This is a genomic window from Bacillota bacterium (genome assembly GCA_040754315.1).
Classification (GTDB): Bacteria; Bacillota; Sulfobacillia; order DUSP01; family JBFMCS01; genus JBFMCS01.
Genome location: JBFMCS010000054.1, coordinates 1 through 21420 on the forward strand (window position 1 = coordinate 1; position 21420 = coordinate 21420).

A 21420-nucleotide genomic window follows, 5' to 3' on the forward strand; every position below is an offset into this window, starting at 1 on the left:
CCGCCAACGGTACGATGGTCAGTCAGCTTTCCGTCCTTGAGCCACCGGTGCAAGGTGGTCTTGGAAAGCCTGTATGTTCTCTCTACTTCCAATTGTCTCAACAGCATCCAGCATTACCTCGTTCAACACAAATCTCATATTCTTGCTTGTCTGGCACGGTCTCAAATGGCGGGTCAACTTCAATCCGTTCACCGTTGACCACCACGAAATCCTCACCAATCTCGTCTATAGTATACATCATTCTTGCCTCCTTGTCAAATGCTTCGGGCAGGTTTCTAGAGGAAAAGTCAGTTATCCGGTAACTGTTTCATCCTCCTCAATTCCTGCAGGCAACGGGAGATCAGGGTCAGGCGTTCCTTGACCATCAGCGTGTTGATCATGACCGAAACTCCTCCAGCGCTTCATCAAGGTATCTTTCCAGGAAGGGGCGGAAATCAGCGGCACGCCTGAGAACCATCATTTCGTACTCACTACGCTTGTCAGCACACGTTTGGTAGACGCAGATTCCTTTGATTGCCTCAAGCTGGAAGACGGAGTGCGTTTCTTCAAGAAAGACCAGGTCCAGCAAGAAGGGTTTAACGAGCTCAACCAGGTCATTGTACACAGCAGCGTAGAACGCGAGCCGTTGGGATGCTAAAGGCAGGGGCTTCTCCATTACTACTCCCATGTCCAGGTCCGCCATCGGGTCATTCAGGTAGACCTCTTCCCCCGCCAGCAGTCTTGACCCTTCTAGGGCCTGGGAACCGAAGAGGTAGACCAGCGCCACCCCATGCTTGCGGCAAACCCTTCCAAGATCCGAAAGCCTGTTCATCATGGGCACCATCCCACAAAGGGCTGTCCTCATGATACCAGGTTCTGGATGGTAGAGTCAATTCGATTCCATCCATAATCCATGCAGAGCACCGGGCAGGTCTTCTCATCCCGCGACACCCCCTGTCAAAGAGGGTGGGTCTCCGTGTTGCTTCACGGATACGGCCGCAGGAAGCCCAGGGTCTTTGACCCTGGGAGGAATGCGGCCCCGCACCTGCCCCGTCTGCAGCCACGTGGCTAAGGCCAACCGCCCTACTCAGGCCTCTTTCCTCTGCGTGTTCTACGGCTTCGCTGGGCCTGCGGACACCATCGCTGCGGAAAACACCCGCAGGGCTGTCGTCAACCAGCCGGACGCGGGGGCCGCTTATCTAGGGCCACCTGCAAGCCCACCGGCTTTAGCCGTGGGTAGCTGACAGATCGTCCTGCCTCTCCCCAGGCCCCGTTACCGGGCGGCTTCCGTGGGCCTATCCTGAGGGGCCACAAAAACGGCCCTTTCTCTTTACGGCACACCGGCCATCCTCAGTCCCGCCCAGGGCTTCCTGCGGTCGCCGGCTTCTGCCACTCCGTCTGGGTGACAGCCGGTGGGGCGCGGGATTAATGGCTCCGACTGCCGTCGAAGTGCTTGGCACCAGAGCCCTCCTGGAAACACCCCGACCCTGAGCCTCAACCAAGGCTCCCCCCTTTGCCTGGCTGTGGATCTTGACGGAGACAGGCATCGTCCTGTTCCCATTCACATATATGTCAAGGCCGCTCCTTTGCATCATGGGTCTCCCCACCACGTATTGGGGAAGTGCCTCCTTCACCATGACCCACACCAGGCTCCCAGCTAGGCCAGGTGGCCCGGGGAGCCGCCGGGACCGCGACCCCTTGCGGCACGGCTTCGCGCTTGTGAAGGGGTCCGGTTGGATGTTCCCAAATTGACGCCGCATTTGACGGGATTTCACGCTGAACACGCTGAGGGTGATGCCCAACAACAGGCAAGGCGGCCCCTAGGCGGCTGTGAAAACGATATTGCCACCCGGCAGCGTGTTAGAATGCAGGCGACAGTTGATCTTGCCCTGTAGGGTTATTGCACAAATACATTCCTTAGGATAATATAAAAATGCTGGAAGAACGTAAAAAGTCATATTACGCAGGAGAATGCTTAAATGGAAACCGAAACCAAGGATTATGTAAGAATCCCCGCCCCTGAGTTAAAGAAGACGGTTGCAGAGCTCTTGGAGCAATATGATGTCCCTCCTGCCCATGCCGGTATTGTAAGCGATGTGCTTGTTAGCGCTGATCTGAGGGGGGTGGAATCCCACGGCATTGGCCGTCTTTATTCTTATTACATCTCGAGATTCGAGCAGGGCTATATGAACCCGCGACCAAGCCTGCTTATCTCCAGGAACTTTGGAGCTACTTTTAACCTGGATGGGGATAACGGCCTTGGGCATGTTGCCTGCCATGAAGCCATGAAAAAATGCATAGACCTGGCCGGGAAATTTGGCATTGGCCTGGGTGGCATCAAGAACAGCAATCATTTTGGCATTGCCGGGTATTACTCCATGATGGCCCTGCAGGAGGGCATGATTGGTATCTGCATCTCCAACTCTCAACCACTGGCCCTGCCCACATTTTCCAAGAAACGCCTGCTGGGGACAAACCCTCTCAGCATTGCAGTTCCGGCAGGTAAATCCCAGCCTTTTGTGCTTGACATGGCAACCAGCGTAGTACCAATTGGCAAGATAGAAGTTCACCGGCGCAAAGAGATAAAAGTCCCCTCTGAGTGGGGGGCAGACAGCCATGGTCTGGCAACGTCCGACCCCGCGCAAATCCTGGAAGGTGGAGGGCTCTTCCCCCTGGGTGGGCCTGCGGAAACTGCTGGCTATAAAGGCTATGGCTTGTCTGCGGCCATCGATATCCTCGCCGGAGTGCTGACAGGTTCTTCTTTTCTGGCAGGTGTCTTAAACGCCAGAGTCAGTCCTGAGCCGACCGGTGTTGGTCACTTTGTTGCGGCTATTCAGGTGGAGGCTTTTATGGATGCGGCAGAATTTAGAGCGCGGATGGACAGGTTTATAGCAGAGTTAAAAAATGCACCCCTCGCTGACGGCTGTGAAAAGATCTATATTGCCGGTGAAAAAGAGTTTTCACAATGGGAGCAAAACATCAAAGATGGGGTTCCGGTCCACAAAAAAGTGCGGGACGAACTGGCTGCTTTATGCCTTAAACATAATATCCCGTTCCCTGAAACTCACTCCGCTCAGCCTTGAACATGCATCTTATGAATAAAGCGCGGCTCATCCTGTAGCTTCTATGCCAAGGGGACTTGTGCCATCGTCTTCCCTTCGGCCCTACGGTGACGCTCGAACCGTCCCCCTGGCGCTCTCAATGCTACTTGGCGTTGTTATCCGTATGCCGGCAAGGCGCTTGGCGTATTCTTTCTTTTCATCCAAGGTTACCTCACGGAAAATAGTAACACGGTGTGCTTCCGGCGAACCGCTGCCCTGGATATCCAAGACGGTACCGGCGCTCTCCAACGCAAGCTTCTCGCCAGGCGGCAAAGCTTGATGCGGTTTTTCACATCCCGTCAGCCCCTTGCAGGTATTTCTTGACAAGGGGGCCGATTCGGGGTTTTCCAAATCCCAATCTGAGGGCAGGCTGGCCACGAAGCCTCCGCATATATCTACCATCAAGCGGGTAGACTCAGCCATTTCCTTGCCTTCATGAATTTTGGAGGCGTTGGCGAGCACTGTATCGATGAAGTAGGTCCCGGAAGGCTCCCTTTCCTTCATAGGAAGAAGCAAGACAGCACCCGTGAAGAGTCTCGGCCCGGTGGACCGTATCAATTACCTCCTGTTAAGTGGCCGGCTTTGGCAGTACCATATATAATTCATCATGGTCAGGGCGGTCCCCACCATACAATCAATTTTTTTCCTGCTCTACAACCGCCGTGGCTTTGGCGGTGGAAAGACGAGAAGCGCAGGACCATCTCGCCCGCAAATTCAGTCTCACCGCACATGAATACCCTCTCTCAGGGTGCATATTCCGGTCTAGGCCGACCACTCATTCCGCTGGACAGCGACCACCTATTCCGGATCAGTCGACCACCTGTTTATGTCCCAGAAAAGGAACAATCTGCTAAGCAATTGGGGAACTCCTCGAAGGTTTTGAATGCCGTTGGTGAAAACCGCTCTTCGGCTGAAAGGTCGAACCCAGGGACGGAGGTTCTGGAGGATTCAGCTTCGTTTCTTTGTCGCAGGCTGCAGGGATCCGCCAGTTGGCTGGGGGGCGTGTCAGGGCAGGGCGTGTTACTGGTGGAATACCCGAGGGGAGGTCCCACTGTAAAGAAACTATGGTGGCGCTGGGCACTTGATAGGCTTGCGCCCCACGGGCCGGTCTTCCGGCAGGAGTTTCCAGCACCGTCCATAATACCCATCTATGAGGTATGTAGAGTTAAAGATGCCAGGTGCGATCTTCCCGACTGCTTGGGATCCGCCTGGCCGGATCACCCTAAGCGTAGACTACATTCCATCCAGGTTAAACGCCGGATTCTTTCTTGGAGGGATGTCCTGTGGATCTAAGGAAGGAAGCAAGGGAATTGATGAAGGGCGCCATAGACATTCACACGCACACGGCGCCCAGCATGTTCAACAGGCCCTACCATGACTTCGATCTGGCCAGCCTGGCGTTGAAGGCAGGGTACCGGGCGGTGCTCTTGAAGGCCCACGAATCAACTAGCGTGTTCCGGGCCCAGCTCACCCAGCGCCACCTCGAGAACGAGATTGACGTGTTCGGAGGTCTCGTCCTGAACGCCTTCGTCGGTGGCTTCAATCCCTACGCTGTTGACCTTTCCGCTAAGCTAGGAGCCAAGATGATATGGATGCCCACCATTACCTCCCAGCACCACTACGACTTCTACGGCGCCCCCCAGTACGGTTCGATGAAGTCCGATTCAGCCCCTTTGAGCCCCAAAAAGGGCCTTACCATACTGGATGAGGACAGTAAGATAAAGGATAGCGTTCTTGAGGTCCTGCAGATCATCGCTGAGCATGATATCTGCCTGGGCACGGGCCACCTGTCTAACCCCGAAATAATGATCCTGTGTGACAAAGCCATCGAGCTGGGCGTCAAGAAGATAGCCGTGACTCATGCGGACTTCGAACTGATTGCCCTTCCCCTTGAAGACCAGATTTCCCTGGCCCAAAAAGGCGTCTACATCGAGAAGTCCCTTCTCCCCATGATGCCAATGTGGCACAGCATCACGCCGAAGGAAACCGCTGACAGCATAAGGGCAATAGGGGCCAGCCAGTGCGTGCTGGAAACCGACTTCGGGCAGATCCATCACCCGGATCACATCCAGGGCATGGAGCTCTTCGTGGTGACCCTCCTTGAGGTGGGCATTACACCGGAGGAGATTCGCAAGATGCTCGTAGAAAACCCCCAGAGGTTAATGGGCGTGGATGAAGGTCCGGAATAGGCGAAGCGAGACCTGCTGGCCATAGGTGAAACCTCTAACGTCATGAATGACTGAACCTGCGCATGGATAGTCGCCTATTGGCTACAGGTCCTCTCTCCTTTCTCCCTGAAACTCCTGCTAGGAGAGTTCCAGCCTCAAAAGAGACATCCTGTGCCCGGGTTCTCCAGTTCCGCTTCGATTCTAGGTGATCGGGTTGAATCGGAATCAGTGGCCGGTTTCGATCGGAATCGGTGGACAACTTGAATCGGAATGAGTGGCCGATTTCAATCGGAATCGGTGGTCGGGTTGAATCGGAATCACTGGTCGTTTTGCTTCGGAATATGCACATGACTCCTTAGGGGAGCGCAGTGCGTCACAGAAACCGGAGGTGAGCGTGTGGCATAGGAGTAGATGGAGAGGGTGCAAAGGTCTCTGACGGGTAACTGCCGAAATGACGGCCAATGGGAAGGCCCCTTACCAGGACCCTTGACATGGACATGACACTGACGCTCACGTTGACACCGGATTTTCCGAGTGCTACCATACTGTATGGTAGCAAAGAGACGACTGGGTCCCCATGTGAAGTAACTAGCAACGACCCCGGAACCACTAATAGGGACGTTATCCGAGAAAGGGGAATTGCAGTAACCGGTGTGGGCCTAATCCAGAGCTGTCTACTCTTCCCCCTAGTTCGCTAGATGGGGGAACCGGACTATCGACAGCGCCATACTTCTTTACTTTGGGAGGGGCAATGGGACAAATTGAGGTATTGAGAAGAGCGTGCCTGTTGCTGAGCCTTATGACCCCGACACTTGATGAGAAGGAATGGAGTGCGTCTGAACTTGCCCGGCGTGCTAATCTTCCCACTGCGACTGCCCATCGTATCCTGACCAATCTTGCCAAGTACCGCCTTGTTGCCCAGAGCCCTGAAAGCAAGAAGTTCCGGTTGGGGACAGCGCTAATCGAGTACGGCTTCGCGGTCTGGGAGAGCCTCAGCCTGCGGGATTTGGCACGGCCCATCATGAATGATCTCGTGAAAGAAACAGGCGAGACCGTCTATTTGATTATAAGAGACGATAAGTACGGGCTTCTCATTGACAAGATCGATTCTCCGCATAGCGTTCGTTTTATTGAACCCATTGGAGTTAGGGTCCCCCTGAATGTGGGCGCTGGCCGCAGAACCCTACTGGCCTTTCTGCCACAGGAAATCTCAGACAGGATAATTGATGACCTGGATTTCGAGCGGTTTACCGAGAATACCATTTGCACCCCTGAGAAACTGAGGGAGGCAATAACCAAGATACGCGTTGAGGGTTATGGAATTGGGTTTTCGGAGTTGACCAAGGACAGCGCTTCCATAGCTGCTCCTGTTCTGTCTCAAGGCGGAACCGTGATAGCGACGCTGGCTCTTGCGGGACCCAGCAGCCGTTTTACTTCAGACATGATACCCCACTTCGTGGCTGCCGTGAAGAAGGCAGCGGCAGCCATATCTGAGCACTTGGGTGGATCCCCCGGAACACTGTACCAGGATAAAACCCCCAAGCGCCCGTTGCCACCAATCTAGAACCCTAGTATTTCCCGAACCCTTCCCCGCGCTTTCGCTACAATATCTTCCTCGCCACTCCTTCTTGCCATGATAACGGGATGCCATAGTTCCGTCCGGCAATGCCGAACTGTCTCTTCATCCCTCAGGTAGTCTCCGGAGAGTGCTAACCTTGAGATGTACTGAGATTGATTCTGAGGATTGCCTTGAATCCCGCCGACTACTCGCCTAATCATAGCCACTATTTCCGAATCTATAACCACTTGCTCATATGATGCTAGGCTGAGATTCCCCAACAGCCCTACCATATCATGGACTAGGTTGGCTCCAGCCAAAGCCGTGAGCAGCCCAGTTAGCATCTTTTCGGCTCCAGCCTGCAGGTCTGGTACAAATGAGCTGGTGGTCCCTCCTGTACCATAATAGGGAATACGGAGCTGTTGAGCCATCTGCGCTGAATATGCGCTTAACAGGGCCAGCTCCGGGCCACCAGCTACAGGAGTCCCGTATCTCATGTCCATTGATGCGGAGACACAGCCAAGAAGCACAGGTGTGCCAGGGTTGACGATTTGGCAGTAGACGAGTTGGGATAGAGACTCAGCCAGGGTTTGCACGAGGGTGCCCATCAACCGGCATGGGGAAGTTGCTCCAGCAAGAGCCATCACAGAAGACACCACTGGTAGCCCATGCCGGGCGAACACGTCTACACAGGCAATAGTTGAGGGATCTAGAGTGAGGGGGCTTAGCACACAGGCAACCAGTGAAAGAAAAGGTTCAGCGAAAAGCGACCCGCCAACCGTATCCAGACTGCTGGCCTCTTCAAGAAGGACATGAGCCTGTTCTGGGGATTCGACGCCGCCAATAACATGCTTTGTTGTATGAGGCAACGAGCCCCGCCACTTGTAGAGCTGGGCCTCTGCGGGTGGTACGTCGTTGGGTGTACATACAATTTGAAGGTAGTCTATGTCATCTATGCGCTGTGCTAGTCGCGCGAAGTTCGATACGTCTTCCTGGGTGGACGGCCTCCGCCTGCCAGAGTCAAGGTCAATAATCTCCGTAACTAGAGCTCCAGTCCCAAAGTATATGAGGCCGGGAACCAGGGGCAAGTTGTGGGACTTGTCCCTCGAGTACAAGACAACGTGCTGCGGGGCACTGGCCAGTGCTGACAAGGTCACATCCACGGGGATGTACACCCTGTCTCCATGAATGGTACAGCCCGCGTTTTGGAATTCCTGAAGCACGCCCCCCGGTACTCCCATTACCCTCACACCCGCTGAAGCTAACACATCCAGGGCAGCGTCTTTAATGGCAAGGGCCTGTTCGAGTGACAAGGGTGAGTACAACACCTATGAGGCCTCCTCGTCCACAACCTGTTCAATTCCCCTTCTAACCTCTTCCTGAACAAGAGACCATAGATGGGTTCTTACCTCTCGGTATTCAGCCGAAAGCTGAACCCCGTCATCGCGGGGCGTTGGGAGCTCGTTATCGATTATTGCCTTAACCTTTCCCGGGCGAGAAGAGAGTACAATCATGCGGCTTGAAAGCAACAGCGCTTCATCAATGCTGTGGGTTATGAATAGAACAGTCTTACCGCTGATTTCATAGACCCTGCGTAGTTCTTCTTGAAGTATCCTCCGCGTCATGGCATCAAGGGCCGAAAACGGTTCATCCATTAGGAGTAGGTGGGGGTCAGTGGCAAGTATCCTCGCCAGAGCAGCCCGCTGCTTCATGCCCCCGGAAAGCTCCTTGGGATAGTGCTTCCCGAAATCCTCTAATCCGACCATCTTCAGGTATTTGGTCACCGTCTCTGCCCGTTCTTTGCTGGGCATCCGCTTCATCCTGAGGCCGAACTCAACGTTGGCCTGAACGGTCTTCCAGGGAAACAATGCATACTGCTGGAACATGACTCCACATCTAGGATCAACATCACGAATTTGACGCCCTTCGAGAAGGATGGTCCCAGACGAAGGGCGTTCAAACCCGGCAACCATGTTAAGAATGGTCGTCTTGCCGCAGCCAGAAGGCCCCAGGAGGCAGACGAACTCTCTTGGGTAAACTTCGAAGGAGACATCGGAGAGCGCCAGGAGCTGCTTACCCTTGACCTTAAATTCTCTCGACACATTGAGGACCTCAATGATGGGACTATTCATGGGCATGCACCTCCTAGCGCCACGGGATCAGTGTCTGTTCCAATCGACTGTACAGAACATCAATGAGGAAGACCGTGAGACTTATCATTGCCATGCCAAGAAGAACTTGATCTGTCAGAAAGAACTCCTTGCCGTGCATGATTAGATACCCTAAGCCTTCGTTTGCCGCAACAAGCTCCGCGGATATCACGCATGTCCAAGAAACTCCGAGTGTTGCCTTCAGTCCTGACATGATGCTAGGGAGGCTGCCTGGCAATACAACCTCCCTCATGACATCCAGATTCGAGGCCCCGAGGTTTCGGGCTGCTCTTATGTAGATGCTGTCTATGTTCTTGGTGGCTTCAAAAGTATAGAGTAGTACCAGGGCAAATGTGCCCATGAAGACAATCGCGTATTTCTGTTCCTCCCGGATCCCTATCCACAGCAGGGAGAGAGGGATCCAGGACATGGACGGTAGAGGGCGAATCACACTGATGAATGGGCTGAGGATGGCCCACATGGTCCTGGAACGGCCTGCCATGATCCCCAGAGGAACTGCTAGAACCGACGCCAGTGCAAAACCCATTAGGACTCTCCTGGCGCTGGCCACCACATGAACCAGCAGTTTCCCCTGGGAGAACATGGAGGCTCCTCTTCTCACAATGTCTACTGGAGAGGGGAGAAAGAGTGGCTTGATATAGCCCTGGCTTGTCACGTACTGCCACACAAGCAGGAACGCTATGAACGCAATGACGCTTACAAGTCTTAGCCTAGTCCTTTCTGTCATGCATTCTCCCCTCCCCCTCACCTATTCAGGAAGAATGTCAGTGTTCACCCACCGCTCCACGTCCGGCTCCCCAGACACCAACCCGTTTTCCCAAAGAAACTTCGCAAGAACTCTCATGGCGGAGACAAAATTGCCAGGGGTTATCATCATTTTGTGTTGTTCCGTTTCGTCGAGCCATTCAATGTGCGCCAAGGTTTCCTTTTGCTGTTCCTGTGTGACCCCCGTATACTCTATAAGCAGGTCAATACATTCGTCGGGGTTATCCCGGAGGTACTTAAGGGCCTTGTAGTAGGCCCTCATCAACGCCCGTGCTTCATCAGGATTCTCATCCACAAAACGCTTGCTGATGACGAGGCAATCTGGTCCCGGGCCTACGCCATATTCCTTGAAGAACGTGGTGTCCGTGTCAAGCGCCAGCACGTTTGTACCAGGAAGATCCTTGATTTGGGAGAAAGCGGGGACCCAAGTGGCCACCGCAGCTACTTGCTTAGTGGCAAAGGCCGACATCATTTCCGCCGTCTTGATATTAATCAGTTCAACGTCCTTTTCATGATCAAGGCCATGTTGCTGCAATACATCAATAACGATGTTATGGGAACTGGAGTTAAACGTTACAGCGATCTTCTGGCCCCTGAGCTGCTCTATGGTCGTTATTTCGGGTTGGGACAGAAGCCCTTCCTGCCCTACATATCTGTCCTGTGTACCGATTACGTAGAAGCCTTCTTCGCCGGCAGCCATCAGTGACAGCACAGAAATAATTCCAGCGCTGCCGAAGTCAATCTGCCCAGCGGCCATGGCAGTCATCCGCGCAGCACTGGTGGGAAACTCCCTCCATTCCACGATCAGGCCCTCTTCGTCAAAGAAGCCCTTTTCGATCCCAACCATTGCAGGGTAGTTGCCAAGCCATAAAGTACCTCCATAGATCACAACCACCGGCTTCTTCTCAGGGGCTGGCGCTTCTTGTTCCCCTGCGGAAGGCTGAGCCACGGGACTGCACCCTACGACCAGAGACAGGAACAGAAGACCGGCCAAGAAGAGACGAAAAGCCTTCCGGTTAAGGATTGACAGCACGTCGTTCCCTCCCTTCTTCTGCATGGATCCGTAATCACTTCATCAGTATGGCCCGGGCTTGTTCGACGGCAACTGTCCGCAGGTCCTTGCTTCCTTGTTCCATCCACTCCTCTCGCCGAGACCTATCAGCTAGCGTCGGGATAAAGTGCTCCTGGCGCATATGCTTGAGTGTGTGGCGCTGTCCTAGATACTGGCCCTGAGGACCTACACTGGCTATAACGTCCACGGCCAGCGTATCATCGTTTACGGTTATCCCCTCCATGACTCTAAGGACCATGCCGATAATCTCGTTGTCTATCACTGTTTGCTCATAACTCATGGTCAACGCGAGCTCCAGCATACCTGCAGCATCATGGATGTAGTTGGCACCACTGAGGCCTGCCACCAGCAACGTCATAGCCTTCTCCATTCCGGCCTGGCAATCGCTGATCTTGGCATCAGACATGCCCGCAGTAGCATAGAGGGGTATCCCGTATTTCTGGGCTACCTGGGCCACCGCGCCGGAAATCATGCCTGTCTCAACGGCACCAGCGGTATAGGTTCCCTTCCGAAGGTCCATGATGCTTGATATGGTTCCATAGAGGAAGGGGGCTCCAGGCTGCGTAGACTGGTGAAGACACAGCGCAGCAAGGACTTCAGCGTTAATAACAACAAGGGTGCCTGCGAGGGTTGCAGGGCTGGTTCCCCCAGATAAAGCCTCAGAGCCACAAATCACGGGGACTCCCCGCCGGGCACACTCCATTGTAGTATTGCAGTTGACTCGTTCCAAGGTCAGGGGGCTGACAGTATCTGCGACCATGGAAATGAACGGTCTCATCCTGAGAGCCTCCGGTCCCCCTGCCAAATCGGTGACCATATCCAGGACTCTTGCACAGGCGGACTCAACATGCACACCAGCAGTGACATGCTTAGTGGTGTGAGGGAGTGCCGCTTCGTAACGGGCCAAGTCTGCGTCATCCTTGGACACGTCACTAGGGAACAGGGGTATCATGAAGAAGTGTACGTGGTCAAGAGCCTCCACTAGCCTGGCGAAATCACTGACGTCTTTGGTGGTGGCTAGGCGTCTTGTCCCGGTATCCAGGTCTAATACATAGATTGCAGCACCGCCAGTCCCGAAGTGTACCCGCTTGCCCTCGACCCTGAGGTTGTGGCGGGGGTCGCCACGTCCATACAGTGTAATCGTCTTTGGAACAGTGCTGATGGATTTCATTACCATGTGCTCTGGCAGTCGTGCACGTCCTTGTGCTTCGTCTACCCAGGCTCCTGCCTGGCGCAGAAGGTCGAGTGCATCAGGGTGCTTGACGGCAACCCCCGTAGTCTTGAGAACGTGCAGGGTTGCCAAGTGAATATCTTCAATTTCCTCCGGACTCAAGAACCCGAGACGTCCACCCTTACGTGTGGAGTTCATTGAATACTTCCTCCCCTGGAAAGGTGTAGAGCCACTCTCACTGCATCTTCTGCATCAGCCCCGAAGCCGTCAGCCCCAATCTTGGAAGCGAATTCAGGGGTAACAACAGCACCACCAATAATTACCTTGTACTTGTGTCGAATGCCCTTCTCCAGCATTACATCTATAAGCTCAGACATCCGAGGCGCAGTGACCGTAAGAAGAGCCGATTGGGCAATGGCAAAGGCATGGTGCGATTCCGCAGCTTCTATGAACCTCTCGGTTCGAACGTCCACACCTAGATCAATAACCTCGAACCCAGCAGTGGAAAGCAGCGTCGATACAATGGTCTTGCCAATGTCGTGTATATCGCCTTCCACTGTGCCCAAGATGATGGTACCTTTTGGGGAAGTCTGCAGGCCCTCCCGTCTCAGCCGGGAGTCTAGCATCTTGATGCACTCTTTCATTATGTCTGAGGCGACTATCAGTTCTGGGAGAAAGAACTGGCCGGACTGGAATTTTGCCCCTACATCGCGTATGCCTGCGGCGAACCCTTCTTCCAGCGCTACTAACACGTCATCTTCTCCATCTGCGATCCTCTTGGCAAAACCAAAACACCTCTCTTGATCAAGGGACAGCAGTGCAGCCCTGATCTCGTGGGGGCCAATCGCCATGTCCAGCACCTCTCATATAGTGATAAGCTATAACATGCTGTGATAACCTTCATTCAACAGGGGGAGGGAAATTCCTTCTCCAATTCTGCACTTTGGAAAAGAAATGCCATCACAGAATACTCAGGCTTCTGCCCTGAGAGGGGTTCCAGACAGGAATTGACCCTCCAGCAGTTGGTCAATTGGTGCGTTGCTGCCGGCGGTACTTGGCCTGGGGTACTTCGCTCTCAAGTCCGGGAGGAGACATCAGAGTGCGACAACCGCCGCGGGTGATAGATGAACCCACGGCGGCCCGCTGTTCGGATATATTAATCCCTGTGGTGTTCAGGTAGATCAAGGCTAAGAGTTATTGGATTCTCCGGTCTCAGGAGACTGCCACCCTGTGTTCCATGAGTCCCTGGGCCCCCCGAGGTCTCCCGCGATACCCATGATCAGGGCGAGGGCAGCTATGGCTGCAGTCTCCGTCCTGAGGATCCTGGGTCCCAGGCTAACTGGCAGCAAACCCTTTCTCATCCCCTCTTCCACCTCTTGCTTCTCGAAGCCACCCTCAGGACCTATAAACATCCCGATGCTGGACGGGGCATCCCTGAGAGCCTCCCTGAGCCCGCCCGGGGCCCCTGCCTCCCAGGGCATAACTACCAAGGGGAGACTCTCCACGAGACTCATAGCACCGGACCAGTCCATCACCTCCGTGACCTCCGGGATGATGAGACGGCCCGAGAGCGCCGCCGCCCCCCTGGCAATCCGCCTCCAGCGCTCTACCTTCCTGGGGGAGGACCGGGGGTCAGCTCGTGAAACCGACCTGTGGGTCATTACGGGCACAACCCGGGACACCCCGATCTCCGCGGCCTTCTCCACCACCAGATCCATCTTGTCTCCCTTGGGAAGCCCTTGGAAAAGCGTGACATCCACCGGCGGCTCAGACCTCGGCTGCCGCTCCTCCAGGGGAAGGAGCCTCGGGTTGCCGCCCGTGACCTCTAGCCTGCAGAGGACCTCCGGCCCTCCGGGAAGCACCGCCACCAGCAGGTGCCCGGTGCCCAGCCGGAGCACCTTCATGGCATGGTGGGCATCCTCCGGGCTCAGGCAAAAACCGCGGTCAAGCACAAAGAAACGGTGCAATCCCTCACCTCCGCGAAGTAATGAGGACCCATCCATCCCTGCGCCTGGTGCTCAGGGCAAACCCGTTCTGAGAGAGGGTCTTGACGGTATCTTCCTCCTGGGTGTCCACTATTCCCGAGGCAATAAAGGTGCCCCCGGGTTTCAGTATCCTGGCCAAAAGGGGTGTTATGGAGCGAATGACTCCCCCAGTGATGTTGGCTACAACGACGTCTAGGGGAGGGCGGTCCGGGCGAGCCCACTGGACCAGCTCACCCCTGGTGATGCGTACCCGGCCTGAGAGACCGTTAAGCCTAGCGTTGGCCCTGCCCGACCTCACCGCCACGGGATCCCGGTCTATCCCCCATACCTGGGACGCACCCTTCAATGCAGCTGCCAGGGCCAGTATTCCGGAGCCTGTGCCCACGTCCAGCACCCGCATGCCCGGGGTCACCTCTCGGGCTATGGCCTCCATGGCCAGCTGGGTCGTGACGTGAGTCCCCGTACCGAAGGCCATTCCAGGGTCAAGGCGAAGCACGAGATCATCTCCAGTAATCTCTGGCCTCTCCCATGCAGGCACCACATAGAATGGCCCTACCCTCAACGGCTTGTAGTACTTCTTCCAAGCCTCCGCCCACTCTTCCTCGTCCCGCGTGCCCACGCTAAGCCGAGGGGCCTTCACCATATGGAAAAAGGCGGGCAGGTTCTTCAAAACCCGGCTCGCCTCTTCAAGTCTTCTCTTTCCCTCCTGGGTGTCAGGGAAGTGAGCGACTACCGTCCAACTGGAACCCTCCTCCCAAGCGACACCCTGTACCATCTCCAGGAGAACGGCGGTGGCTGCCTCCACCAAGACCCGGTCCATCTGGGCTCTCAGCTCAAGGTATCTCATGACAACACCTCAGCCCGCACCGAATCCGTCCTTCATCTTCTGGAAGAAACTCTTCTCCTGGTTCACTTCCTCCCCACGGATCCTGGCCATCTCCTTCAGGATCTCCTTCTCCCGGGGGCTGAGCCGGGTCGGGACCTCCACCTTCACCTGAACGTAGAGATCCCCCCTGTGAGCCCGCCTGAGGGAAGGCATGCCCTTGGCCTTGAGACGCAGCATCGCCCCGGGTTGGGTACCCTCGGGCACCCGGAGAGATACCTTGGGCCCGTCAATGGTAGGCACCTTGAGCGTGGTACCCAGGGCCGCCTGGGGGAACCCCAAGGAGGCCTCCAGGTAGAGGTCGTCTCCCTTCCGGGTGAACAGCTTGTGGGGCTTAACCACTGTGATAACGTAGAGATCTCCCGGGGGCCCGCCCCGTTGCCCGGCTTCCCCCTCTCCCTGGAGCCTTAGCCGGAGGCCCGTGTCAACGCCCGGCGGGATCTCCACCTTAATACGACGTTTCTTCTGGAGCCTGCCAGCTCCGTCACACTCCGGGCAGGGTACGTCCACGACTTGCCCCTCACCCCTACAGTGTGGGCAGGTCCGTACCATGACAAAGCGATCAAACAGGGAGCCCTGGGCGGACTCCAGTTGCCCGGTGCCGTGACAGGTGGGGCAGGTCTTGGGCTGTGTGCCCGGCTTGGCGCCGGTCCCATCGCATATGTGGCACTTGTCGATCTTCCGTACGTCTATCTCCTTGCTGGCGCCCTTGAACGCCTCTTCCAGGTCGATGTCCAGCCGCATTTCAAGGTCGGCCCCCCGGACAGGGGTGGGTGACGCCCTGCGCTGGCGCCCGCCCCCGCCGAAGAAGGTATCGAACAGGTCCTCCATTCCGCTGAAGCCGCCCCCGAAATCAAACCCCTGGGCACCCTCAAAAGAAGGAGCCTCGGCGCTGCCGTAGCGATCGTACCTGGTACGCTTCTCCGCGTCTGAGAGCACCTCGTAGGCCTCGGTGATCTCCTTGAAACGCTCCACCGCGCTGGGATCGTTGGGGTTGGCATCGGGGTGGTACTGCCTGGCCAACCGGCGGTAGGACTTCTTTATCTCTGCCTCAGAGGCATCCTTGGCAATACCGAGCACCTCGTAGTAGTCACGATTGGCCAACTGCCTTCACTCCTAGAAATCCATGTCTTCCCCACCTGCTTCAGGTTGGGTTTCGCCCCTCTCTCCTTCGTCCTTCTTCTTTATTATAGTATCGATCCTCAGGATGGCCTCGGCTATCTCACCCGCTGCCTCCAAGGCGTAGGTCTTCACCAGGGTGGGATCAACAACCCCCAGTTCCATCATGTCAGCGACCTCACCCGTGTCACAGTCAATCGCCAGGCAGGGGTTGCCTGATTCGGCCTGGACAGCCGTGACATCACCCACCTTTTCCAGGGGGTTGAAGCCAGCGTTGGCCACGATCTGGGACAAGGGCTTCTTTAAGGCTTCCGCCACGCAGTCCACGCCGTAGGCGGCCATGCCTCTGACATTGGCCCGGACCTCGCTGACCTGCCGGGAAACGAAGATCTCTATGGCACCGCCTCCAGGCACAACCCCGCCCTTGACCGCAGCCTGGACCGCGGCGGCGGCATCCTCGGCTATGCGTTCCCGCTCATCCACAACCTCCTCGGTGGCAGCACCCACCAGTATGGTGGCCATGGGTTTCCCCTTGCCCCCCAGGACCCGGACATGCTCCAGTTTCTCGTCCTCGTATACCCGGGCAGCATGGCCGATGTAGCGTTCCATCTCCTGGGGGTCCTTCTTGAGCCCCGTTCTCTTCATGGGCCTCGCGCCGGTATGCTCTGCCGCCTGCCTTAGTTCCCGGGAGGAGAGCCGCTGCATAACCATGATATTGGCGTCGGTAAGGATCTCCTCCGCTGCATCGTCTATGTTCCGGTCCACCAGGACCACGTTTACTCCCAGGTGAATTGCCTTGTTGAGATTGACCCGGAACTCCTGCTGCAATTCCATGGAGCGATTAAAGCCCGCCTCGGTGCCCAGAGCCTCATCCTCGATCTCCTCAGGCTCCAGGGCATCGTCAATCACCAGGATGCGCGCGGAGTTAACCTCCTTGGGCATCTCCTTGTTGACCCTCTCCCGGTCGATGATGACCCCCATGAATACCTCATTCTCCGCGCCTTCCTCTGATACTATCGTGTCAGAGAGCTTGAACCCCGGCTCGTGGAGCTTTCCGGCACCTATCAGCCGGGCCGCCTCCACCACTAAGTCTGCTATGTCTTCATGCTCCCTGCCAGCCACCAGGGCCACGCGCTTAAGGATGGGGTCATCCACACCGGTTACCGGTTTGGACCGCTCGCGTATGCAATTCACTGCCTTCCGGATGCCCAGCCGGATACCCTCAATGATCCGGGTTACGGGAACCCCCTTTATGGCTTGGGAAAGACCCTCCCCCAGGATGGCGCCGGCTACAATGGTGGCCGTGGTCGTGCCGTCACCAATCTCCTCCTCCTGTGCCTTGGCGGTGTTAATGACCATCCTGGCGGCAGGGTGGTTCACGTCCATCTTTGTGAGAATGGTAATGCCATCATTGGTGATGACGACCTCGCCAAAACGGTCCACCAGCAAGGTATCCAGTCCCTTGGGCCCGATGGTGCCCTCCACCGCCTGGGCGATGGCCCTCACAGCACTGGCGTTGGTCAGCAAGGCCGCCAGTTTCTCGTCCACGTCAGAGCCCCCGGAAATGTGCTTCAGACTCATCCAAATCCTCCTCAACTAAGCGACGTTCGCTGGCCCAGCCTAGCAACGGTCCCTCTCAATTGGTTGAGGGGATATCAAGACCCCCTCAATGTACCACCATCAACCGGAGAACCTAGAGCGCGCCCGGGCCTCAGGCCCCGGCCACCCTTCCTAATGCCTCGCTCAAGGCTTTTTCCACCACATCCACCACCGCCACGGCCCGCGCGTAGTCCATACGCTTCGGGCCGAGGAGCCCAACACTTCCCGCAACCTGGCCGGCAACCTGGTATGTGGCTGTCACGAGGCTGCAGTCCCTCATTTCCTGTACGGGATTCTCATCTCCTATGGAAACCTTGATCCCCAGCCCGGTGTTGAGCATGAGGGCCATGACCAGCTCCTGCTGTTCGATGATCCTCATTATCGCCCTGATCCTGTCCACGTCCCGGAACTCTGGAAGTGACATCATCTTGCTGGTGGACCCTATCCATACCCTGTTCTCCTCTAATGGCTCCAGGGCTGCCCGGATCATGTCCAGGCAGTGTTCCAGCAAGGTGCGGTACTGGCTGAGCTCCGACTGGATCTCCACGACCGCCGTGGAACTGATCCTGGCGATGTCCATGCCCTCCAGCCGGGTTTGAAGCACCCTGGCAACGTAAGCCAGGTCCTCCCCGGTCGTCTCCTCAGGCACTTCAAGGAAACGGTTCTCCACGAACCCTACGTCGGTGGCCAGCACGAGCATGGCTATACCTGGGCCCATGGGACAAAGGAAAACATGGCGAAGGGAAGTCCGGCCGATGTATGGCCCTAAGACCAGTGCCAGGTAGTCCGTGGTGTCACAGAGGGCCTTGACGGTCTCCTGCAGCACCTTCTCGACCTGGCGAAACTTGCGCTCGTACACACCGCACAGGCGCCGGATCTCATAGGGGTCCAGTCCCCTGATCCTCATCAGGCTGTCGACATAGAACCTGTAGCCAAGGTCCGTGGGAATTCGCCCGGCCGAGGTGTGCGGCTGCTCCAGGTAACCCATCTCCTCAAGGTCGGCCATCTCATTTCTTATGGTGGCAGGGCTGACCCCTAGCCCATACTTGCGGGCAAGAGTTCTGGAGCCAACAGGCGCGGCCGTCGCCACGTAGTCTTCCACTAGGGCCTGAAGCACCTTGCGCTTGCGCTCATCCAAGGTCAACCCGCTTCGCCCCCTTCCGCGGTTTAGCACTCTTGGCCGTAGAGTGCTAAGTACGCTACAACAAAGATAACACCCAGGTGCTCTTCTTGTCAAGGATGGCCTTGCCTAGCCAAGCCCTGCCAGGAGGCGGAATATGGGAGCGCTATCCGGTTAGAGATTGGGAACTTAGCCAGTGAAACTCACCAACGGAGTAGGCCGCAGCCTCCAGCATGTCCCTGAAGGGTACCCAGACGACGCCCTCCATTATGAGCGGGTCCCGGCTCAGCCTCATCCCCTCACCGTACCAGGTTGCCAAGACCACCGGGAAGGTCCCGAGCCCTGCCAGATCAGCCGTCTTCCTGGGCAGCGCAGTGTTGCCGTAGATGGCGTCGAACACCCAGGCGCCCGGCCCGTAGGCATACACCGGGACCATGCTGGCGCTGTGACCCCAGTTGCGTCAGGGATGAACCGCACGTGGCTGGGCAGGCTTCCGAAGTTCCACCAGTGCGCCACTATATATGCTCATCACATAGCCCGTGAGCCAGCCTTCATCCTGCTCCTGGATCTCGGCGATTTCGGGAGGGGTCAGGTCGGAGAGCCCATCCACTCATCACTCTCTTAATGCTTGCCCCCGTGTAGACTCCGTTCGTTCCCTTCTCCAGGAGCTCACCTGTGTATTCATGGCTGGCATTAACCTTCTTCAAGGCTGCCCAAGCCCGCACACAAGGGGCAAAGGCCAGGCGGCTTTAGGAATCATCGCCCCCCTGCGGCGGCAGTCCTTTGCCCCAAGTCCCGGTCACCCAGGGTATCCAGGACTTCTCTCATTCACGCACGAGCGGCAGGCCAATTCGCCTAGGTGGAAACCCCATCTCCAGCCGGGCCAAAACCGCGGGGTTCGTGGCTCCGTAAACCTTCTCGTCGTGTTCCTTCGTGATGTAGCCGCCAGCGATGTCTTCGGCCACCCTGACAAGGCTCCTCTGAAGCGAGTCCCCCGACCTCCCCTCCTCCGCCTGTCCGGCAGATTATGACGTCCTTCCCCTTGAGCCGGAAGCCGTTGCCCTTGAGCATGCACTGCTCCCTTGCGGCCCCCGGTTGACGATCACCTGCGACCCTGTCGCCCAGCCGTCTCCCAACAAGCGCCACGCCGGGGTCCTTGAACGCTCCCACCAGAGGTAGAGCAAGCATTCGCCCGTATCCACCCGGTACTTTCTTACGGCTCCCATTCTGCCTCTGAAAGCGCCTGGCCCTCCGGTGTCGAGCCGGATGCCGTATCGCAGGACCGTCAAGGGGTACTTGTCCTCCTGACGGGTGTGCCTGGCGGCGGGGGAAAGGGGATCTGGAGACAAAGCCGCGGCAAGCGAGTGCCGACCCTCGAAGGAGCTGCGCAGGCTGGGCGAACCCCGCGACGCGAGGACGGGTAGATAAGAAGATGAAAAGGTTCACTACACGGGCAGGTTCCGCCCGGCAGGTTGTTCAAGCTTCAGAGCGTCCGGCGCTCTCCATCTCGAACCTGCGATGCCGCCGAGACAGGGGCCATTCCAACTGGCCCGGGGCCGGGTCTTCACCTCCACGTTTCTCCCAGGACCCTTACCCAGTTTCCCCCCAGCAACTGTCTCATGTTATCCCTGGAATATCCTCGCTTCTTCATGGATTCCCCAATGTTGTAGAGGGTATCTGGGCGGTCTATGCCCTGGGGATAGTGCCAGGGCGGAGGAGGGTATTCTTCCTTTGCCCATGTGCCTGCCGTTATGAATCTATCGTACAGTTCCCGGGCCTCCTTGGGATCAGCGATTCCCGCCATACCCTCGTAGTAGTCAATGCCCAGCCCCATATGGTCGATTCCCGCGACCTTGATGATGTGGTCGGCATGGTCTAAGAGATCATTCATTGAAGGGTGCCTCCTACCCAGGAAACCGGGGTAGCCGGTGAGGCCGATTACACCCCCCTTGCGGGCAACTGACCTGATCTGGTCATCGGTGATGTTTCGCCTGGAATCGCACAAGGCCTTCGCGTTGCTGTGAGAGAAGATCGGCGGCTTCGTGCAGACCTCCATCGCTTCCATGGTTGTCCTGTAGCCGGTATGCGATAGGTCCACCGCTATCCCAAGACGTTCCATTTCACGGATTGCCCTCTCACCGAAGATGCTGAGGCCGGCATCTGTCCTCTCCGCGCACCCGTCACCAACATCGTTCCTGGTATTATAGCAAAGCTGGATCACCCTGGCACCCAGCTGGTAGTACACCCTGATCATGTTCAAATCCTTTCCCAGCATTCGGGTGTTTTGAAACGCCATTATTATGCCGAGTCTGTTCTCCCTCTTTGCCCTGTAGATGTCCTCCACAGACCTCACCAGGAGGAGCCTGTGTGAACCCGATTCTATCCTTTGGAGCCACGCCGCCGTCTTCTGGATGGCCGGTGCGATGTCGTCTTCAATCTCCTCTGTCACCGTCACGGCTATGCTCGTAGCCCCGCCACGGATCCACAGATCAAAACAGTCTTTGTAGCTGGCGAGGGGGCAGGCCATATCTATGACAATTGCCTCCCTGTAGATCTCCAGACCGGAACAACCTTCCATGTCATCCCTGGTTTACCAAACCTGCCTAAATCGCAAGTTTGGAAGGCCGCCTCTCTTCGGCCAATTTTGACGCTTCATCCAGGATTGCTCCGAAAAGTCTTACATCCTGTCCACGCCCGTTTAGACTGTCCGTGAACCCACTCCGGCCAGT

At 56.6% G+C, this 21420-nt stretch carries 22 protein-coding genes; 3 read left to right on the forward strand and 19 right to left on the reverse strand.

Annotation, left to right across the window (positions count from 1 at the left end):
* Positions 1–97: 97 nt before the first annotated feature.
* Both AB1576_12495 and AB1576_12500 read right to left on the reverse strand, forming a co-directional pair.
* A complete protein-coding gene (locus AB1576_12495; protein MEW6082557.1) occupies positions 98–238 on the reverse strand; it encodes a hypothetical protein in 141 nt (46 codons plus the stop codon).
* Positions 239–376: 138 nt separating this feature from the next.
* Positions 377–811, reverse strand: a complete 435-nt coding sequence (locus tag AB1576_12500; protein MEW6082558.1) for a nucleotidyltransferase domain-containing protein — start codon at positions 809–811, stop codon at positions 377–379.
* A 1147-nt stretch (positions 812–1958) separates the two neighbouring features.
* Between AB1576_12500 and AB1576_12505 the strand changes: the two genes are divergently transcribed.
* Positions 1959–3062, forward strand: a complete 1104-nt coding sequence (locus tag AB1576_12505) for an Ldh family oxidoreductase (protein ID MEW6082559.1) — start codon at positions 1959–1961, stop codon at positions 3060–3062.
* 81 nt (positions 3063–3143) lie between these two features.
* Here the strand turns inward: AB1576_12505 and AB1576_12510 are convergent, their stop codons facing one another.
* Positions 3144–3596 carry a 4-hydroxyphenylacetate 3-hydroxylase C-terminal domain-containing protein gene (locus AB1576_12510; GenBank protein MEW6082560.1) on the reverse strand — a complete coding sequence of 151 codons (453 nt, stop codon included), beginning with the start codon at positions 3594–3596 and terminating at the stop codon, positions 3144–3146.
* Positions 3597–4363: 767 nt separating this feature from the next.
* On the opposite strand from AB1576_12510, the gene AB1576_12515 reads away from it, so the two are divergent.
* Positions 4364–5269 (forward strand): DUF6282 family protein, encoded by a 906-nt coding sequence (locus AB1576_12515; GenBank protein MEW6082561.1) that lies wholly within the window; start codon positions 4364–4366, stop codon positions 5267–5269.
* Positions 5270–5999: 730 nt separating this feature from the next.
* Positions 6000–6812, forward strand: a complete 813-nt coding sequence (locus AB1576_12520; GenBank protein ID MEW6082562.1) for an IclR family transcriptional regulator — start codon at positions 6000–6002, stop codon at positions 6810–6812.
* Here the strand turns inward: AB1576_12520 and AB1576_12525 are convergent.
* From AB1576_12525 to AB1576_12600, 16 genes are all read right to left on the reverse strand, one after another.
* Entirely contained in the window at positions 6809–8134 is a 1326-nt protein-coding gene (locus AB1576_12525) for a trimethylamine methyltransferase family protein (GenBank protein ID MEW6082563.1), read from the reverse strand. The genes AB1576_12520 and AB1576_12525 overlap by 4 nt on opposite strands.
* Complete coding sequence (locus tag AB1576_12530) at positions 8135–8938, reverse strand: ABC transporter ATP-binding protein (protein ID MEW6082564.1); 804 nt, start codon at positions 8936–8938, stop codon at positions 8135–8137.
* 13 nt (positions 8939–8951) lie between these two features.
* Positions 8952–9704 (reverse strand): ABC transporter permease, encoded by a 753-nt coding sequence (locus AB1576_12535; protein MEW6082565.1) that lies wholly within the window; start codon positions 9702–9704, stop codon positions 8952–8954.
* Positions 9705–9725: 21 nt separating this feature from the next.
* Complete coding sequence (locus AB1576_12540) at positions 9726–10775, reverse strand: ABC transporter substrate-binding protein (GenBank protein MEW6082566.1); 1050 nt, start codon at positions 10773–10775, stop codon at positions 9726–9728.
* A gap of 34 nt (positions 10776–10809) precedes the next feature.
* Positions 10810–12183: a trimethylamine methyltransferase family protein gene (locus tag AB1576_12545; GenBank protein ID MEW6082567.1), complete on the reverse strand. Its 1374-nt coding sequence runs from the start codon at positions 12181–12183 to the stop codon at positions 10810–10812.
* Positions 12180–12836, reverse strand: a complete 657-nt coding sequence (locus AB1576_12550; GenBank protein ID MEW6082568.1) for a cobalamin-dependent protein — start codon at positions 12834–12836, stop codon at positions 12180–12182. The genes AB1576_12545 and AB1576_12550 overlap by 4 nt, the downstream gene beginning before the upstream one ends.
* A gap of 336 nt (positions 12837–13172) precedes the next feature.
* Positions 13173–13952, reverse strand: coding sequence for an RsmE family RNA methyltransferase (locus AB1576_12555; GenBank protein MEW6082569.1), 780 nt, complete (start codon positions 13950–13952; stop codon positions 13173–13175).
* Between the two features lie 4 nt (positions 13953–13956).
* Positions 13957–14817: a 50S ribosomal protein L11 methyltransferase gene (gene prmA / locus AB1576_12560; protein MEW6082570.1), complete on the reverse strand. Its 861-nt coding sequence runs from the start codon at positions 14815–14817 to the stop codon at positions 13957–13959.
* Positions 14818–14826: 9 nt separating this feature from the next.
* Positions 14827–15957, reverse strand: coding sequence for a molecular chaperone DnaJ (gene dnaJ / locus AB1576_12565; protein MEW6082571.1), 1131 nt, complete (start codon positions 15955–15957; stop codon positions 14827–14829).
* A gap of 12 nt (positions 15958–15969) precedes the next feature.
* Positions 15970–17553 carry a TCP-1/cpn60 chaperonin family protein gene (locus AB1576_12570; GenBank protein ID MEW6082572.1) on the reverse strand — a complete coding sequence of 528 codons (1584 nt, stop codon included), beginning with the start codon at positions 17551–17553 and terminating at the stop codon, positions 15970–15972.
* A 130-nt stretch (positions 17554–17683) separates the two neighbouring features.
* Positions 17684–18715 carry a heat-inducible transcriptional repressor HrcA gene (hrcA, locus tag AB1576_12575; protein ID MEW6082573.1) on the reverse strand — a complete coding sequence of 344 codons (1032 nt, stop codon included), beginning with the start codon at positions 18713–18715 and terminating at the stop codon, positions 17684–17686.
* Positions 18716–18857: 142 nt separating this feature from the next.
* Positions 18858–19127: a hypothetical protein gene (locus AB1576_12580; GenBank protein MEW6082574.1), complete on the reverse strand. Its 270-nt coding sequence runs from the start codon at positions 19125–19127 to the stop codon at positions 18858–18860.
* A 24-nt stretch (positions 19128–19151) separates the two neighbouring features.
* A complete protein-coding gene (locus AB1576_12585) occupies positions 19152–19301 on the reverse strand; it encodes a hypothetical protein (GenBank protein ID MEW6082575.1) in 150 nt (49 codons plus the stop codon).
* Between the two features lie 214 nt (positions 19302–19515).
* Positions 19516–19656 carry a hypothetical protein gene (locus AB1576_12590; protein MEW6082576.1) on the reverse strand — a complete coding sequence of 47 codons (141 nt, stop codon included), beginning with the start codon at positions 19654–19656 and terminating at the stop codon, positions 19516–19518.
* A 60-nt stretch (positions 19657–19716) separates the two neighbouring features.
* On the reverse strand, positions 19717–20040 hold the full coding sequence (locus AB1576_12595) for a hydantoinase B/oxoprolinase family protein (protein ID MEW6082577.1): 324 nt from the start codon (positions 20038–20040) through the stop codon (positions 19717–19719).
* Between the two features lie 215 nt (positions 20041–20255).
* Entirely contained in the window at positions 20256–21269 is a 1014-nt protein-coding gene (locus AB1576_12600) for a membrane dipeptidase (GenBank protein ID MEW6082578.1), read from the reverse strand.
* Between the last annotated feature and the right edge of the window lie 151 nt (positions 21270–21420).

Bases quoted from the DNA above. Each gene is read 5' to 3' on its own strand.
- AB1576_12495 (MEW6082557.1), bottom strand. From the start codon at position 238: ATGTATACTATAGACGAGATTGGTGAGGATTTCGTGGTGGTCAACGGT.
- AB1576_12500 (MEW6082558.1), bottom strand. From the start codon at position 811: ATGAACAGGCTTTCGGATCTTGGAAGGGTTTGCCGCAAGCATGGGGTG.
- AB1576_12505 (MEW6082559.1), top strand. From the start codon at position 1,959: ATGGAAACCGAAACCAAGGATTATGTAAGAATCCCCGCCCCTGAGTTA.
- AB1576_12520 (MEW6082562.1), top strand. From the start codon at position 6,000: ATGGGACAAATTGAGGTATTGAGAAGAGCGTGCCTGTTGCTGAGCCTT.
- AB1576_12530 (MEW6082564.1), bottom strand. From the start codon at position 8,938: ATGAATAGTCCCATCATTGAGGTCCTCAATGTGTCGAGAGAATTTAAG.
- AB1576_12535 (MEW6082565.1), bottom strand. From the start codon at position 9,704: ATGACAGAAAGGACTAGGCTAAGACTTGTAAGCGTCATTGCGTTCATA.
- AB1576_12545 (MEW6082567.1), bottom strand. From the start codon at position 12,183: ATGAACTCCACACGTAAGGGTGGACGTCTCGGGTTCTTGAGTCCGGAG.
- AB1576_12550 (MEW6082568.1), bottom strand. From the start codon at position 12,836: ATGGCGATTGGCCCCCACGAGATCAGGGCTGCACTGCTGTCCCTTGAT.
- prmA (MEW6082570.1), bottom strand. From the start codon at position 14,817: ATGAGATACCTTGAGCTGAGAGCCCAGATGGACCGGGTCTTGGTGGAG.
- AB1576_12570 (MEW6082572.1), bottom strand. From the start codon at position 17,553: ATGAGTCTGAAGCACATTTCCGGGGGCTCTGACGTGGACGAGAAACTG.
- AB1576_12580 (MEW6082574.1), bottom strand. From the start codon at position 19,127: ATGGTCCCGGTGTATGCCTACGGGCCGGGCGCCTGGGTGTTCGACGCC.
- AB1576_12600 (MEW6082578.1), bottom strand. From the start codon at position 21,269: ATGGAAGGTTGTTCCGGTCTGGAGATCTACAGGGAGGCAATTGTCATA.